Source organism: Tepidamorphus gemmatus (assembly GCF_004346195.1).
Taxonomy (GTDB): Bacteria; Pseudomonadota; Alphaproteobacteria; order Rhizobiales; family Tepidamorphaceae; genus Tepidamorphus; species Tepidamorphus gemmatus.
Genome location: NZ_SMAK01000005.1, coordinates 256,600 through 271,548, shown reverse-complemented (window position 1 = coordinate 271,548; position 14,949 = coordinate 256,600). Strand labels below are relative to the sequence as shown.

Annotated in this window: 15 protein-coding genes; 12 read left to right on the top strand and 3 right to left on the bottom strand. The window is 69.1% G+C overall.

Annotation, left to right across the window (positions count from 1 at the left end):
- Positions 1-11: 11 nt before the first annotated feature.
- The 11 genes from EDC22_RS10500 (at position 12) to EDC22_RS10450 (ending at position 9,908) form a co-directional block, all read left to right on the top strand.
- Positions 12-299, top strand: coding sequence for an HPr family phosphocarrier protein (locus EDC22_RS10500; protein ID WP_132806588.1), 288 nt, complete (start codon positions 12-14; stop codon positions 297-299).
- Positions 296-1,915 (top strand): putative PEP-binding protein, encoded by a 1,620-nt coding sequence (locus EDC22_RS10495; protein WP_132806587.1) that lies wholly within the window; start codon positions 296-298, stop codon positions 1,913-1,915. The genes EDC22_RS10500 and EDC22_RS10495 overlap by 4 nt, the downstream gene beginning before the upstream one ends.
- Positions 1,915-2,337 (top strand): ferritin family protein, encoded by a 423-nt coding sequence (locus EDC22_RS10490; RefSeq protein WP_132806586.1) that lies wholly within the window; start codon positions 1,915-1,917, stop codon positions 2,335-2,337. Before EDC22_RS10495 ends, EDC22_RS10490 begins: the two co-directional genes overlap by 1 nt.
- Positions 2,338-2,352: 15 nt before the next feature.
- Positions 2,353-3,342 (top strand): dihydroxyacetone kinase subunit DhaK, encoded by a 990-nt coding sequence (gene dhaK, locus EDC22_RS10485; protein WP_132806585.1) that lies wholly within the window; start codon positions 2,353-2,355, stop codon positions 3,340-3,342.
- Positions 3,343-3,717: 375 nt separating this feature from the next.
- Complete coding sequence (locus EDC22_RS10480; protein WP_132806584.1) at positions 3,718-4,488, top strand: enoyl-CoA hydratase-related protein; 771 nt, start codon at positions 3,718-3,720, stop codon at positions 4,486-4,488.
- Positions 4,489-4,713: 225 nt separating this feature from the next.
- Positions 4,714-5,871, top strand: a complete 1,158-nt coding sequence (locus EDC22_RS10475; RefSeq protein WP_132806583.1) for an iron-containing alcohol dehydrogenase — start codon at positions 4,714-4,716, stop codon at positions 5,869-5,871.
- A 328-nt stretch (positions 5,872-6,199) separates the two neighbouring features.
- Positions 6,200-6,556, top strand: coding sequence for a RidA family protein (locus EDC22_RS10470; RefSeq protein WP_132806582.1), 357 nt, complete (start codon positions 6,200-6,202; stop codon positions 6,554-6,556).
- Positions 6,557-6,590: 34 nt separating this feature from the next.
- The gene (locus EDC22_RS10465; RefSeq protein WP_132806581.1) at positions 6,591-6,806 is read left to right on the top strand and encodes a hypothetical protein; all 216 of its coding nucleotides are present in this window, start codon (positions 6,591-6,593) and stop codon (positions 6,804-6,806) included.
- Entirely contained in the window at positions 6,806-7,060 is a 255-nt protein-coding gene (locus EDC22_RS10460; protein WP_132806580.1) for an STAS domain-containing protein, read from the top strand. Before EDC22_RS10465 ends, EDC22_RS10460 begins: the two co-directional genes overlap by 1 nt.
- A gap of 50 nt (positions 7,061-7,110) precedes the next feature.
- Positions 7,111-7,575 (top strand): type II 3-dehydroquinate dehydratase, encoded by a 465-nt coding sequence (gene aroQ / locus EDC22_RS10455; RefSeq protein ID WP_132806579.1) that lies wholly within the window; start codon positions 7,111-7,113, stop codon positions 7,573-7,575.
- A gap of 353 nt (positions 7,576-7,928) precedes the next feature.
- On the top strand, positions 7,929-9,908 hold the full coding sequence (locus EDC22_RS10450) for a protein meaA (protein WP_132806578.1): 1,980 nt from the start codon (positions 7,929-7,931) through the stop codon (positions 9,906-9,908).
- 24 nt (positions 9,909-9,932) lie between these two features.
- Here EDC22_RS10450 and EDC22_RS10445 read toward each other — a convergent pair whose 3' ends face one another.
- The 3 genes from EDC22_RS10445 to EDC22_RS10435 all read right to left on the bottom strand — a co-directional run bounded on the left by EDC22_RS10445 (position 9,933) and on the right by EDC22_RS10435 (position 13,598).
- Positions 9,933-10,586 carry a class I SAM-dependent DNA methyltransferase gene (locus EDC22_RS10445; RefSeq protein ID WP_132806577.1) on the bottom strand — a complete coding sequence of 218 codons (654 nt, stop codon included), beginning with the start codon at positions 10,584-10,586 and terminating at the stop codon, positions 9,933-9,935.
- Positions 10,587-10,659: 73 nt separating this feature from the next.
- The gene (locus EDC22_RS10440; RefSeq protein ID WP_132806576.1) at positions 10,660-12,927 is read right to left on the bottom strand and encodes a vWA domain-containing protein; all 2,268 of its coding nucleotides are present in this window, start codon (positions 12,925-12,927) and stop codon (positions 10,660-10,662) included.
- A gap of 104 nt (positions 12,928-13,031) precedes the next feature.
- Positions 13,032-13,598, bottom strand: a complete 567-nt coding sequence (locus EDC22_RS10435) for a response regulator (protein ID WP_165926871.1) — start codon at positions 13,596-13,598, stop codon at positions 13,032-13,034.
- A 357-nt stretch (positions 13,599-13,955) separates the two neighbouring features.
- On the opposite strand from EDC22_RS10435, the gene EDC22_RS10430 reads away from it, so the two are divergent.
- Positions 13,956-14,921, top strand: a complete 966-nt coding sequence (locus tag EDC22_RS10430; protein WP_207903752.1) for an AEC family transporter — start codon at positions 13,956-13,958, stop codon at positions 14,919-14,921.
- The last annotated feature ends 28 nt before the right edge of the window (positions 14,922-14,949 follow it).

Here is a 14,949-nt window from a genome sequence, read left to right as displayed (position 1 = left end):
AGAGAGACGAGATGACCGCACCCTGCACCGCCTCGGTCCTGCTGTTTCACGAGGTCGGGCTGCATGCCCGGCCGTCGGTCAAGCTGACCAAGCTTGCGAAGCGCTTCGCCTCGCAGATCGAGGTCGCCCCCGCACCGGACGGGCCCTGGATCGACGCCAAGAGCATCGTCAAGGTCATGGCGGTGAAGGCGCCGAAGGACACCGTGCTGCATTTCCGCGCCACCGGTGAGGATGCCGACCGGGCGTTGGCGGCGCTGGTGCGCCTGGTTGAAACCGATTTCGCGGACGAGGCGGTATGAGACCTGCCGCACGATCGCCGGACAAGGTCGTGCATGTCGGACGGCCCGCCTCGCCCGGTCTCGTGCTGGGTCCGGTCATCATCGACCAGGCACGAACCGGGCCGCGTCGCGTCGCAGGCGATCCGGCAACCGAGCGTGCCGCGCTGGAGGCGGCACTGGATGAGGCGATGACGGCACTCGGCGAGCTGATCGCCGCCCATACCGGCGAGGCGGCGGACATGCTCGAGTTCCAGCTTGCGCTCGCCACTGACGAGACGCTGAGCGAGCCGGCCTTCGCGGCGATCGCCGCCGGGGCGGCGGCCGACGTCGCCTGGACCGACGCCGTCGATGCGTTGATCGCCGACTACCAGACCGCCGAGGAAGAATACTTCCGCGCTCGCGCCGCCGACCTTGCCGATCTGCGGGACCGGGTGCTGGCACGTCTGAGGGGGGACGCAGAGGTTTCCGCAGTCCTGCCCGAGGCGGCGATCCTGGTCGCCGACGACATCACGCCGTCGCGGTTCCTGTCGACCGACTGGACCGGGCGTGGCATCGCGCTTGCCGCCGGCAGCGCCACCAGCCATGTGGCAATGCTGGCGCGCGCGCGCGGCGTGCCGATGGCCATCGGTCTGGGGCCGGTCGACACCACGGACGGCGACCTTGCCCTGCTGGACGGGGAGGCAGGCAGACTGGTGGTGCGGCCCGATCCGGGCGAGCGGGCCGCCTTTGCGGACGCCCGGGGCGCGTTGGAGCGCCGCCGTGTCGCCGTGGCCGCGGCTGCCCGTCGGCCGGCGCTGACAGCCTCCGGCGAGCGGGTGCAGGTGATGATCAACGTCGCCGATCCTGCCGAACTCGACGGCATCGATCCGGCGATCTGCGATGGCATCGGGCTCGCCCGCACCGAGCTGATGTTCCATGCGGGCGCAGGACTGCCGGACGAAGCCGCGCAGCTTGCCGCGTATCGTCGGCTTCTCGCCTGGGCCGCCGGGCGGCCGGTGGTCGTGCGCACGCTCGATGCCGGCGGCGACAAGCCGATCCCGGGCTACACGGTCGACAACGAGCCGAACAGCTTCCTCGGCATGCGCGGCGTGCGGCTGTCGCTCAGGCACCCCGAGGTGTTCCGCGTGCAGCTGCGCGCGCTGTTGCGCGCCGCTACGGACGGCGACATCCGGATCATGGTGCCGATGGTGGCCATTCCCGGCGAGATGCAGCGCGTGCGCGGGCTGCTCGCCGAGGCTGCAGCGGCGCTGGGGCGGGAGCAGATCCCCCATCGCGTCCCGCCGCTGGGGATGATGGTCGAGGTGCCGGCGGCGGCGCTGGCGCTCGAACACTTCGATACCGATTTCGTTTCGATCGGGTCCAACGACCTCATCCAGTATGTGATGGCCGCGAGCCGCGACGCTCCCGGGCTTGGCGATCTGACCGATCCGACCGCTCCGGCGGTGCTGAAGCTCATTGCGATGACGGTGGCGACGGCCGAAGCGCGCGCCATTCCGATATCGCTGTGCGGAGATGCCGGCGGCGATCCTGCCGTCGTCCCGGCGTTGCTGGCGGCCGGATTGCGCTGCCTGTCCGTCGCGCCGTCGGCGGTCGGTGCGGTCAAACAGGCGATCGTCGGATGGGAGCCGGCCCGCTGATGAGCGATTCCGACGCACGCGCGGCCGAGCCGGGTGAACCGATTGCTGCCTACAAGGCGCTGCTGCGCGACATCATCGACCGGCGCCCTTCGGGCACCCGCCGGCGGCTTGCCGAGGCACTCGGCAAGAATCCGAGCTTCATAAGCCAAATAACCAATCCTGCCTATCCGACGCCGATCCCCGCCGGGGATGTCGAGGTCATCCTCGAGCTGTGCCATTTCTCGCCCGACGAGCGGGCGCGGTTTCTCTCTGCCTATGCCGCCGCCCATCCCCGCCGGGCCGCGGGTGCGGCGAGCCGGCCGAAGCTCCGTGCGCTGACGCTCAACGTGCCCGATCTCGGCAGCGGACGGCGCAACGCCGAGTTCGACCGCGCCGTCCAGGATTTCGTCGCGCGGCTCGCCAGGCTGATCGATGCGGATTGAGGGAGTGCCACATCCATGAAGAAACTGATCAACGGCGTCGAGACGGTGTTGCGCGAAAGTCTCGACGGATTCTGCGCGGCGCATTCGGATATCGTGGTGCTCGGCGAGGATCACAAGTTCGTGCGCCGGCGCGCGCTGAAGCCCGGCAAGGTGGCGCTGGTTTCCGGCGGCGGCTCGGGCCACGAACCGTTGCATGTCGGATTCGTCGGCCATGGGATGCTGGATGCCGCCTGTCCCGGGCAGGTGTTCACCTCGCCGACACCCGACCAGATGCTGGCGGCCGCCGAGGCGGTCGATCAGGGGGCGGGCGTGCTCTATGTGGTGAAGAACTACGAAGGCGACGTGATGAACTTCGAGATGGCCGCGGAGATGGCGTCCGGCACGGTCGCGACCGTCGTCACCAATGACGACGTGGCGGTCGAGGCGTCCAGCTTCTCGACCGGACGGCGCGGTGTGGCCGGCACCCTTGTGGTGGAGAAGGTGGTCGGCGCGGCGGCCGAGGCAGGCGCCGATCTCGCAAGCTGCCAGGCCCTCGGAGAGCGCGTCAACGCCCGCACCCGCTCGATGGGGATCGCGCTGACCTCCTGCACGGTGCCGGCTGCGGGCACGCCGACCTTCAGCCTTGCCGAGGACGAGATGGAGATGGGCGTCGGCATCCACGGCGAGCCCGGCCGCAGGCGCGTGAAGCTCATGCCCGCTCGGGAGATCGCCGATGAGATGGTTGCGGCGATCCTCGGCGATTTCGGTGCGGATGCCAGCGGTGAGGCGCTGCTGCTGGTCAACGGATTCGGCGGCACGCCGACGATGGAGCTGTATCTGATGTATGACAACGCCCGCAAGCTGATCGAGCGTCGCGGCATTCGGATCACCCGCTCGCTGGTCGGCAACTATGTCACCTCGCTCGAGATGGCCGGCTGCTCGCTGACGGTGACCCTGCTCGATGAGGAGATCGCACGGCACTGGGACGCGCCCGTCCACACGGCGGCCTTGCGCTGGGGAATGTGAGCGGGGATTCTCTCCGACGTCATCCCGGGAACGACGCAGCCGTCTTCGGCATCGGAAGTCTTCCGGCGCGGGCAATGGTCCGATCGAGCGCTCGTCGCGGGCTATCGGCAGGGATGACGGCATTCTTGCCACAGCCGACATCAGTGGCAGGCCATCGGCAGCCGCGCCGGCGTCCCGAAACGGGCGGCCGGGCGCGGGCCTGCGCACAGCGGGGCGCTCGGCACCAGCCTCTCTCGCTCGCCGGCGGACAGGCGAGGCGGTCACCCCCTCCCGCTTGTCGCGGCGCCGGCTGCGGGTGGACTGGCGGGCGCGGCGTGGTATCAGTCGCTCGCGAGGAGCGGAAGAGTGGCCAGGCGCATCAGCGGAGACGGCGTCATGAGCACATACCAGGACATTTCGCTGGCGGTCGAGGACGGTATCGCCCGAGTGACGGTCGAGCGCGCCGAGAAGCTGAACGCGATGCGCAACCGCACGGCGGACGAACTCCGCGACGCCTTCGAGCGTCTCGAGGCCGATGCGGAGGTCCGCGCGGTGATCCTGACCGGGGCGGGGCGCGGCTTCGGCGCGGGCTACGATCTCGCGACCATCGACCCCGACGAGACGCCGGCGCTCGATCATGTGCTGGAAGCCCATTTCAACCCGCTGATCCGGCGGATGCGCTCCTCGCGCCTGCCGATCGTCAGTGCGGTGAACGGACCCTGTGCCGGCGCCTCGGTGGGTGTCGCGCTCGCAGGCGACATCGTGCTGGCCGGGCGGTCGGCCTTCTTCTACGAGCCCTTTGTCGGCATCGCGCTGGTGCCCGACGCCGGCAACACGCTGTTCCTGCCAGGGATTGCGGGGCGCATCCGCGCCTCCGCCGCGATGCTGCTCGGCGAGCGTATCGCCGCCGAGGAGGCGATGGCCTGGGGGCTGGTGTGGCGGGTCGTCGAGGACGCCGAACTCGAGGCGCAGGCGATGGCGATCGCCGGCAGGCTCGCCCGCCTCGCCCCGGCAGCCGTGGCGGCGACCAAGCGGCTGATCGCCCGAGCGAGCGAACCTGCTCTTGATGCCCAGCTCGATCTCGAACGCGACCTGCAGGCCGAAGCGGGCCGCAGTCCCGAGATGAAGGCGGCGGTCGCGGCGTTCCTTGCAAGGCGCGCGCGGTGACGACGGACGGCGTTCCGGCTCGTCGCCTCGCGGGGCCTGACTCGCGCCATCAGCCTGGTGTCGGCGGCTCGCGTGCGTGCGGCAGGCGAACGATCGGCGCAGCCTTCTCCTCGCCGACCGCAACCCGCCGCCGCCGGCGACGGCTGCGAGACTGGTCATGACCGCGTTCTGGGTCGCGGTGCCGGTCGCCGCGGTCGCCAGCGTGCTCAACGGGAGTTTCGGATCATGAGGCCGTTCACGTTCAACACAGCCGGCAGCATCGTCTTCGGCGCGGGGGAATCGCGGCGGATCGGCGCGCTGGCCGCGGCGAGAGGCTGGCGCCGGGTGCTGGTGGTCACCGATCCCGGTCTGGTCCGGGTCGGCCTCATCGAACCGCCGCTCGCGGCGCTTGGTGAGGCGGGCCTCGACGTGGCGGTCTTTTCCGATGTCGCGGCGGACCCACCGGAACACGTCGTGCACGCGGCGACGAAGCGCGCAAGGGACCACGAGGCGGATGCCGTGATCGGCTTCGGCGGCGGCTCCTCGCTCGATGTCGCCAAGCTGGTGGCGCTGCTGGCGTCAGGCCGCGAGACACTGCCCGAGGTCTATGGCATCGGCAATGCCCGGGGTCCGCGGCTGCCGCTGATGCTGGTTCCGACCACTGCGGGAACCGGCTCGGAGGTGACGCCGATCTCGATCGTCACCACCGGCACCCACGAGAAGATGGGGGTCGTCTCCCCGGTCCTGTTGCCGGATGTCGCGCTGCTCGATCCCGACCTGACGATCGGCCTGCCGCCGGCGGTAACCGCCGCGACCGGGATCGATGCCATGGTTCATGCGATCGAGGCCCATGCCTCGGCCAGCGCCAACAACAATCCCGTGTCACGGGCGCTTGCCCGCGAGGCCTTGCGGCTGATGGGCGCGGCGATCGAAACGGCCGTGCATGACGGCAAGGACCGCGCGGCGAGAGCCGACATGCTGCTTGGCTCGATGCTTGCCGGCCAGGCCTTTGCCAATTCGCCGGTGGCTGCCGTGCATGCGCTGGCCTATCCGATCGGCGGGCATTTCCACGTGCCGCATGGTCTGTCCAACGCGCTGGTGCTGCCGCACGTGCTGCGCTTCAACGCGGAGACGGCGGGCGAGGCCTATGCCGACATCGCGCCGATCGTGTTCCCCGATCTCGCCGAGATCGGCACGCAGGCGCGCGGCGCCGCATTCGCCGACCGTCTTGCTGATCTCGCCGCCCGGTGCGGGCTGCAGCCGCGTCTGCGCGACGTCGGCATTCCGGAAGACGCGCTGGAGATGATGGCCGACGATGCGATGAAGCAGACGCGGCTGCTGGTCAACAACCCGCGGCCGATGAGCCGCGCGGACGCGCTCGCGATCTATCGGGCGGCGTGGTGACACGGAGCGAAGACGGATCCGGCAGGCCGGACAGGAAGCGCCCTTGCGGGGCCGCTGCCTTTCCCCGGCGAGACGAACTGAATCGGGGGCGAGCGGGCCGGCACCGATGACGGCGGGATCCTCGACGTGACCAATCCGGCGACGGGCGAGGAAACGTCTGGTCCGCTGGCGCCAGTCGTCGGCTTCGGGTCCGAGGACAAGGCGGAGGCGATGGCCAACGATACCGGGTACGGGCGCGCGGCATCGAATTGCGGTCTCGACGAGTACCTCGACGTCAAGTACGCCTGCCTGGGGATCCGAACCCGAATAGCGAAGAGGACTGAACCCGATGACCATCACCCGCCATCAGACCGGACCGCGCATGAGTCAGGCCGTCGCCTATGGTGGCCTCGTGTTTCTCGCCGGCCAGGTCGACCTGGACGGCCCGGCCGCGACGGTCGGCGAGCAGACGGCGAACATTCTGCGGCGGATCGACGGCCTGCTGGCGGAGGCCGGCACCGACAAGAGCCGCCTGCTGTCGGCGACCATCTGGATCACCGATATGGCCCGCTTCAACGAGATGAACGAGGTCTGGGACGCCTGGGTGTCGCCCGGCAACACCCCGGCCCGGGCAACCGTCGAGGCGAAGCTGGCCGCGCCGCACTATCTGGTCGAGATCGCCGTGGTGGCGGCCGCCGGCGGCTGACGCCGGTCTTGACGGCGCAGGCCTCCATCGTCCTGTGCGCTGGCCAGCGCATTGGGGCAAGCCACCGATCCTGATCAACACCTGGCGCGACGCGGTGCAGGCGGCTGCGGAGACGGCGCACGATCTCGCCGATTGCGCGGCGGCGCCGATCGACGCCGCGGCCCGCATCGATCCGTCCGGCTGCGGGCTGAGCCATCGGTCGCGCTTCCGGATCGCCCTGCATGCCGGATCGGTCTCCGCGTCCTGCTGATGGCCGCGAAGAAGAGCAAGGCAGGCGCGGTGCCGCTGGCGCTGTCGGGCATGGCACCCCAGCTGCGCGAGGTGTTCCAGCTCAGCGGCCTCGCCAGGCTGTTCGCGATCCATGACGACGCGGCCGCCGCGGTTACGGCACTGTCGGCTCAGGGCGGCTCGTCGTTTCACAGACCCGATGATCCGCTCCGCCTCCCAGCTTCGTCGCAATTCCTGACGCGGACCCAGTTCCCACGTCTCCCGGATTTGCGCTAAGGGAGGGCGGCCGCGGCGACGCGCGGCTGCACGGACGCGGAAGGCGGATGATGGCGAAGCCGGTCTACATTCTCAACGGGCCGAATCTCAACCTGCTCGGCCAGCGACAGCCGGAGATCTATGGCCATGAGACGCTGGCCGACGTGGAGTCCATGTGCCGGCGCGCGGCCGCAGGCCTTGGGCTGGACATCCGCTTCCACCAGTCGAATGCCGAGCATCAGATCATCGACTGGATCCACGAGGCGCGACAAGGAGCCGACGGCATCATCATCAACCCGGCCGCTCTGACACACACCTCGGTCGCCATTCTCGATGCCCTGAACGCCTGCGACTGTCCGGTGCTGGAGGTGCACATCTCGAACGTTCATAGACGCGAGGCCTTCCGACACCATTCCTATGTGTCGCTGCGCGCCGACGGCGTGATCGCCGGCTGCGGAACCCAGGGTTACGTGCTGGCGCTGGAGCGACTGGCCACGCTGCTGGGCAGGCAACACAGCGATTCCCGGAGAGGGTGAGCCGGAATCGCCGCCGCAGATCGTGACGACACGAGGAATCGGCGCAAGGCTACGGATCGACGCCGGGCGTCTTCCGGGCCGGCGACTTTGTGGCAGTTGAGCCGGCCTTGACAGCCGGTCCGCGCCTGGGCGGCACGGGCGAGGGAAGCGTTTCCCGATCGGAAGACGCGGGCTGCGACCGGCGGCCGCAGATGACGGGTGAAATGCGAGCAGATCGCATGGTGGGAGACGAGGAACAGTCCGTCCCACCCGCGCGATGCATCTGCGCCTTGCCCCATGTGTTTGCGCTTTGCGCAGACGACGACCGATTCTATGCTGCACTGCGATAGAGACGATGGTCCGGGGAGACGGTGATGACGGGCGAGCGCGACAGGCCGTGGATCTTTCGCACCTATGCCGGGCATTCGACCGCGGCGGAATCGAACCGGCTCTATCGATCCAATCTCGCCAAGGGCCAGACAGGCCTGTCCATCGCCTTCGACCTGCCCACCCAGACGGGCTATGACTCCGACCATCCGCTTGCCAGAGGGGAGGTCGGCAAGGTCGGCGTGCCGGTCTGTCATCTGGGCGACATGAGGACGCTCCTCGACGGCATTCCGCTCGAGCGGATGAACACCTCGATGACGATCAATGCGACGGCGGCCTGGCTGCTGGCGCTCTACGTCGCCGCTGCGGACGAACAGGGTGCGGACCGCGCGAAGCTGACCGGCACGACCCAGAACGACATCATCAAGGAGTATCTGTCGCGCGGCACCTATGTGTTTCCGCCGGCGCCCTCGATGCGGCTGACCACCGACGTCATTGCCTGGACCTGCCGCGAGATGCCGAAGTGGAATCCGATAAACGTCTGCTCCTACCATCTGCAGGAGGCGGGTGCGACGCCGGTGCAGGAACTTGCCTTCGCGCTCGCCAACGCCATCGCCATTCTCGACGAGGTGAAGGCCTCGGGCGCCGTCCCCGAGGCAGAATTCCCGGCTGCCGTCGCGCGCATCTCGTTCTTCGTCAACGCCGGAATCCGGTTTGTCACCGAAATCTGCAAGATGCGCGCGTTCACCGAGCTGTGGGACGAGATCACCGCGGAACGCTATGGCATCGAGGATCCCCGCCTGCGCCGCTTCCGCTATGGCGTCCAGGTCAATTCGCTCGGTCTCACCGAGCAGCAGCCCGAGAACAACGTCGCGCGCATCCTGCTCGAAATGCTGGCCGTCACGCTGTCGAAGGATGCCCGCGCCCGCGCCGTGCAGCTGCCCGCCTGGAACGAGGCGCTGGGACTGCCGCGTCCGTGGGATCAGCAGTGGTCGTTGCGGATGCAGCAGATCCTCGCCTACGAGACCGATCTTCTCGAATACGGTGACATCTTCGCCGGTTCGACGGTGATCGGCGCCAAGGTTGCCGAGCTGAAGGCGGCGGCCCGCAAGGAACTCGACACGGTGCTCGCCATGGGCGGTGCGGTGGCAGCGGTCGAATCGGGCTACATGAAGCGGGCGCTGGTCGACTCCAATACGGCCCGCCTGGACGCGATCGAACGGGGCGAGCAGATCGTCGTCGGCGTCAACGCCTTCACCGAGACCGAGCCCTCGCCGCTGTCGACCGGCACGGGCGCCGTGCTGAGCGTGCCCGAATGGGTCGAGCGCGACCAGATCGAGCGGTTGACGGCCTGGCGCGCGGCGCGCGACGCTGCAGCGGCCGCAGCGGCGCTCGCCGAACTGAAGCGGGCCGCTGCCGAGGGGCGCAACGTGATGGATGCATCGATCGCCTGTGCCCGGGCCGGCGTCACCACCGGCGAGTGGGGCGCGGCGCTGCGCGAGGTCTTCGGCGAGTATCGAGCGCCGACCGGGGTCGGTCGTGCCGCTCGCAACGATGGTGAAGGGCTCGACGAGGTAAGGGCGGCCGTGGAGCGCGCCTCGCGCCGGCTCGGCCGCAGGCTCAAGTTCCTGGTCGGCAAGCCCGGCCTCGACGGCCATTCCAACGGCGCCGAACAGATTGCCGTCCGCGCCCGCGACGCCGGCATGGAGGTGGTCTACGAGGGCATCCGCCTGACCCCTGCCGAGATTGTCGCGGCGGCGGAGGAGGAGAGTGTCCACGTGGTCGGCCTGTCGATCCTGTCCGGCAGCCACGTGCCTCTGGTCGGCGAGGTGATGGAGCGGATGCGCAAGGCCGGTCTCGAGCGGATCCCTGTCGTGGTCGGTGGCATCATTCCGCCAGAGGATGCCGAGACATTGAAGGCCGCGGGTGTCGCCGCCGTCTACACGCCGAAGGACTTCCGACTGAACGACATCATGGCCGACGTGGTCAGGATCGCCGTGGCCGGCGTCGAGAGGGAGGTGGCGTGAGCGGCCGGGATCGGTCCGGCGGACCTATCGCCGCTTGCGGATCGCCAGCACGTGGACCGACTGCCCCTTCAGGCGGGTAAAATGCGCGGCCCGCTCATGGGCGACGATGTCGATGCGGCCGTCGCGTTCCAGTTCGGCCAGCGTCCCCTCGAAACCGCCGCGCCGCCAGATCGTCGCATAGACGGTGAAGGCGAGCAGGCCGCCCGTACGGGTCGCCGCAAGGGCCGGTTCGAGCGCCTCGGCGCCGACATGGCCGTGGGTGAAGAGGCCGGACGACACCACGCCGCCGTAGCTGCCGTCAGGTACCGGGTAGGGCCTGGTTGCGTCGGCGCGGATCAGGCGTCGGTAGATTCCCCTCTCCGCGGCTCGCTCCAGCATTTCCTCGGAAAAGTCGAGCCCGTCCACCTCCACATCGAGCCGTGCCTTCAGCGCCGCAGCGGTCAGCCCGGTGCCGCAGCCCAGATCGAGCACCGGGCCACGATCCTCGTCGGTCCAGTGCCGAACCAGCGCATCGACCGCGCATTCGTGGGCCCTGTAGCCCAGCGCGCCGACGAGCAGCCGGTCGTAGACGCCGGCGCCCACCGCGTAGATACCGCGAATGAGGCTCTGTCCCGCCGACCTGATGGCGCCTTCGACGGCGCTCCTGCGCGGCACCGCGCCCGATTGTCCGCTGTCCATGGTCTTTCAACGCCCCACCACCGATGTCGTTCACGCACGGCGTTACAGGATCGGGATGACCGTATTGTAAACCTCATTCTACCGTGAGGGGGACGATCGTGACCACGGCGTTGTTCGGCGCCGACCAGTAGCGCAGCTCGTAGGCGCCGGGAATGGCCGGGGCCTTGAGCCTGACCGGTCTGCCGTCGCTGGTGACGCGGACCGTCGTCTCGTGCTCTCCGGGTTCAGATCCGGGCCTGGCAACCTGGATGTCGTCACGGAATTCACCGGGACCGGTCCATTCCACCGTGAACGTCTCGCCGGCCCTGACCGGTCCGGACGGCCGCATCGTCACTTGCGGGGCGGTGACGGTGATCGGCACGCGATGCAAGACGGTGCGTGTCGGAGCAGCCCAGTAGCGCAGCTCGTACTGGCCCGGTTCGACCGGCAGCTGAAGGGTTACCGGCTTGCCGTCCTGGGTGACGCGCACACGGTGGATGGCCTCGCCATCGGCGGCGCCGGGACGAACGATCTGGATGTCGTCGCGGGGGGTTCCGGGGCCGGACCAAGCAATGCGGATTCGTCGACCACCCTCGGCGGAGGCTGGCGCCGTCATCGACACCTCTGGAGCCACGACGCGGATCGGGCGGGTCGCCAGCACCTCGCGGCCCGCGCCCGACCAGTAGCGCAGTTCGTAGTCGCCGGGCTCGACGGGCGAATTCAGCGTTACCGGCTTGCCATCCTGCGTCACCCTGACGGCAAACAGGTACCGGCCTGCATCGTCTCCCGGCCGTGCGATCTGGATGTCGTCGCGTGGTGCGCCGGGCCCCTCCCATCCGACGCGGAAGCGTGCACCGCCCTCAATTTCCTCCGGCGCATCAATCTCGACGATGACCGGCATGACAGTGAGGGCGACCGTGTGCAGCACCTTCCGGTTCGCCCCCGACCAGTAGCGCAGTTCATAGTCGCCGGGCTCCACGGGTGCATCGAGGCGGACCGGCTTGCCATCGCTGGCGACGCGGGTGGTGTCGAGATAGGTACCGGGATCGGCGCCAATTGCAGCGATCTGGATGTCGTCGCGCGGCGCCCCCGGACCCTTCCAGGCAACGTTGAACACCGTGCCGGCCTCGACGGCCTCCGGCGGGGATAGGACGATCGGCCTCTCGATCACGGTGATCTGCCGGCTGGCAAGGATCACGCCATCAGCCCCGGAGTAGTAGCGCAGCTCGTAGTCGCCGACCTCGGCCGGCACGTCGAGCATCACCGGCCCGCCGTCGGAGGGCACCCGCGCTGAGAACGCGGGGCGATTCGGCTCGGCGCCGGGGCGGGCAATCTGGATGTCGTCGCGCGGCTCACCCGGCCCCTTCCAGGCGACCCGCACCCGCGTGCCTTGCTCGACGGTCTCCGGCGCATCGAACAGTACGGCCGCCTCGACGACGTTCAGCGTCGCCCGGCCGATCACCGCGCCGCCCTCGCGGTACCAGTAGCGCAGCTCGTAGTCGCCGATATCGGCCGGCGCGATCGCCCTCAGCGGCGCGCCGTCGGGGTCGATTCGGACGGTGCGGAGGTACTTGCCGTCGTCCATGCGGGGCAGGGCGATGTGGATGTCGTCGTATCGGCCGTTCGGACCGTCGTAGGCGATCTCGAAGCGAGTTCCCTGCGGAACCTCGTCCGGCACCATGATCGTGGCGGTCGGCAGGCTCACGGACGCCGGCGGCTCGGCCGGCGCGGCGACCGTCTGCCTCAGTGCCGTCTGCAGGTCGGAGGCGTTGCGAGCGTCGAGGTAGGAGCCGCCCGTGGCCTCGGCCAGGCAGGCGACCTGCCGCCCCTCCGACTCGGAGAGGCCGAATCCGACCACATGGGCGGTGAAGTCGACGCCAAGCCGTGCCAACTCCTCGCCGAGCGCGCAAGGGTCGGCGTCGCAGGTTTCGATCCCGTCGGTGACGAGGATGACCGTTGCCTTCGTCTCGGTGAACCTCATCGTCTCGGCGGCCTGGCGCACGGCAGCCGTCAGCGGCGTCTTACCTTTCGGAGTGATGCGGTCGACGATATCGGCGATGCGCGCGCCGGTACCGGGCGCGGGCGGCACAATCACCTCGATATCGGCGCAACTTCCCTTCTGGCGGTGACCGTAGGCGGTCAATCCGAGGGCGGTGTCCGCCCGCACGTTCCCCAGCACCTCGCGCATCGTGTCGCGGGCGATCTCGATGCGCGTTCGCCCTTCAATCGTTGCCCACATCGAGCCTGAGGCATCGAAGACGATCATCGTCTGCCCGGCCATGCCGGAGGCAGGGCCGAGCCCCGAGCAAAGCACCGTGGCAACGATGATCCGGTGAAGCGAGCCGGGGGAACAGTGTCGCATGACACCCTCGAAACGACAGGCAGAAGCCTCGACAGGGTTGCAAGAGTAACCGGCAGACGGATCGGCGCAAGCCTCTGCGCCACGGCGGCGGCGCAGTCGGGCGGCTAACCGCCGATATGTTCGGAAAGCTGCTTCTCGAGCGCAGCGATCAGGGCGCGCGCGAGCCGGCGGGTGTCGAGCGGTGCGTCGGCGACCGCCGCAAAGCCCGCCGCCTGCAGGAAATCCTCGTCGAGATTGGCGCGGCCGAGCGCGACCAGCGGCGGCAGGCCGTCCCCGCCGAGATCGCCGAGCGCCTTCGCCAGAGCGAGACCCGCCAGGCCGTCCATGGCGACATCGAGGAGGATCGCGTCGAACGGTTCCCGGGCCATGCGCAGGATCGCCTCCTCGCCGCACCCCACCGCGACATGCTCCAGACCGAGCCGGTCCAGCAGGACGCCAACCAGCAGGCGATTGACCGGATTGTCCTCGACGAGCAGCACCCGGGGTCGCGGATAGTCGATGCCCGCAACCGGCGCGGCGGTCTGCGTCGCGCCGCCATCCGCGCGCGGGCTCAGGTCGGCTAGGGCGACGGCAAGGTCGTCATGGCGGAGCTTGTTGCGGCGCGCAGCCGCCAGCTCGGCCAGCGCATCGAGGCCCGCTGCGTCGTCCTTGCCGGAGTCGCCGAATGCCACGTCAGGTCTTTCCCGCATCACCGATGCACGGTTTGCGGTGTCCGCGACCGCTCCGTGCCACATGGCAGCGCCCCCGCCAGCCGATCTCGGTGGGGCCGGCGGGGGCGGCGCCTCCCTGTTTGTTGCGAGGATGATAGATCGGGCCGCTTAAGGGAAGACCAACGAAGATGCTTTCCGATGCTTAAGGTAAACGTCTCCCGCAGTCCCGCCAGGCGGCCCGCGCAGAGGCGGTCCGTACATGCGGCGGCCCGGTCGCCGGTTGACCTCCCCCGCGCCTGATCCCTAAGGTCTGCCGGCGTCCGACGGGACCGGTCTCGGCCAGGCGGCGTCTGCGACCCCAGCATTGGCGGCCCGCCCGTGAGCGACACACTCCTCCAGATCGCCTACATTGTCCTGCCGGTGTTCGGGCTGATGGGCCTCGGGCTCGGTTCGGCGTGGACGGGCTATCTGTCGGAAAGCGTCGGCGAGGCGCTCGGCGATTTCGTCTTCCTGGTGGCGTTGCCGCTGTTGCTGTTCCGGACACTGGCGACGGCGGAAATGCCCGACCAGTCGCCCTGGCCGCTGTGGATCAGCTATTTCGGAGGACTGGCCGTGGCATGGATCGTCGCGGACCAGATGATCCGTCGAATGTTCGGGCGCGACTTCAAGGCCGGTGTGATCGCCGGCGTCTCCGCCGGGTTCTCTAATGCGGTGCTGTTCGGTGTGCCGCTGGTCTTCACGGCCTTCGGCGAGGCGGGGGCGGTGCCGCTGCTGCTGGTGGTTGCAGTGCAGCTTCCTGTGATGATGACGGTCGGAACGATCCTCATCGAGCAGGCCGCACGGCGCGACGGCAGCCACATGGGACCGATCTCGCTGCGCTCGATTGCCGGCTCGGTCGCCTACAACCTGATCCGCAATCCATTGATCATCGGCGTCCTGGCCGGGCTCGCCTGGCGATTCGCCGCGTTTCCTTACGATGGCATACCCGCGGTGATCGTCGATCGGCTGTCGGCGGCGGCGTTGCCCTGCGCTCTGTTCGCGCTCGGCATGAGCCTGCGCAGATACGGCATCCGCGGCCATGTGCTGCCCGGCGTGCTGCTCGCCGGGCTGAAGCTGATCGTGATGCCGGCCATCGTCTGGTTGCTGGTGGCAAAGGTGTTCGGGCTGCCGCCGCTGTGGACCACGGTGGTCACGGTCGTCTCCGCCTGTCCGACCGGGGTCAACGCCTGGCTGATCGCCAACCGGTTCCGCACCGGCCACGCGATCGCCGCCAACACCATCTCGATCAGCGCTGCGGCGTCGCTGCTGACGATGTCGTTCTGGCTGGCGGTCCTCGGCGTCTAGAGCGGTTCGCCGGTTGACGGGATCGATG

What these genes read in the sequence shown, in the direction of transcription:
- EDC22_RS10500 (WP_132806588.1), top strand. Translation starts at nt 12, where the DNA reads ATGACCGCACCCTGCACCGCCTCGGTCCTGCTGTTTCACGAGGTCGGG.
- EDC22_RS10495 (WP_132806587.1), top strand. Translation starts at nt 296, where the DNA reads ATGAGACCTGCCGCACGATCGCCGGACAAGGTCGTGCATGTCGGACGG.
- EDC22_RS10490 (WP_132806586.1), top strand. Translation starts at nt 1,915, where the DNA reads ATGAGCGATTCCGACGCACGCGCGGCCGAGCCGGGTGAACCGATTGCT.
- dhaK (WP_132806585.1), top strand. Translation starts at nt 2,353, where the DNA reads ATGAAGAAACTGATCAACGGCGTCGAGACGGTGTTGCGCGAAAGTCTC.
- EDC22_RS10480 (WP_132806584.1), top strand. Translation starts at nt 3,718, where the DNA reads ATGAGCACATACCAGGACATTTCGCTGGCGGTCGAGGACGGTATCGCC.
- EDC22_RS10475 (WP_132806583.1), top strand. Translation starts at nt 4,714, where the DNA reads ATGAGGCCGTTCACGTTCAACACAGCCGGCAGCATCGTCTTCGGCGCG.
- EDC22_RS10470 (WP_132806582.1), top strand. Translation starts at nt 6,200, where the DNA reads ATGACCATCACCCGCCATCAGACCGGACCGCGCATGAGTCAGGCCGTC.
- EDC22_RS10460 (WP_132806580.1), top strand. Translation starts at nt 6,806, where the DNA reads ATGGCCGCGAAGAAGAGCAAGGCAGGCGCGGTGCCGCTGGCGCTGTCG.
- aroQ (WP_132806579.1), top strand. Translation starts at nt 7,111, where the DNA reads ATGGCGAAGCCGGTCTACATTCTCAACGGGCCGAATCTCAACCTGCTC.
- EDC22_RS10450 (WP_132806578.1), top strand. Translation starts at nt 7,929, where the DNA reads ATGACGGGCGAGCGCGACAGGCCGTGGATCTTTCGCACCTATGCCGGG.
- EDC22_RS10445 (WP_132806577.1), bottom strand. Translation starts at nt 10,586, where the DNA reads ATGGACAGCGGACAATCGGGCGCGGTGCCGCGCAGGAGCGCCGTCGAA.
- EDC22_RS10440 (WP_132806576.1), bottom strand. Translation starts at nt 12,927, where the DNA reads ATGCGACACTGTTCCCCCGGCTCGCTTCACCGGATCATCGTTGCCACG.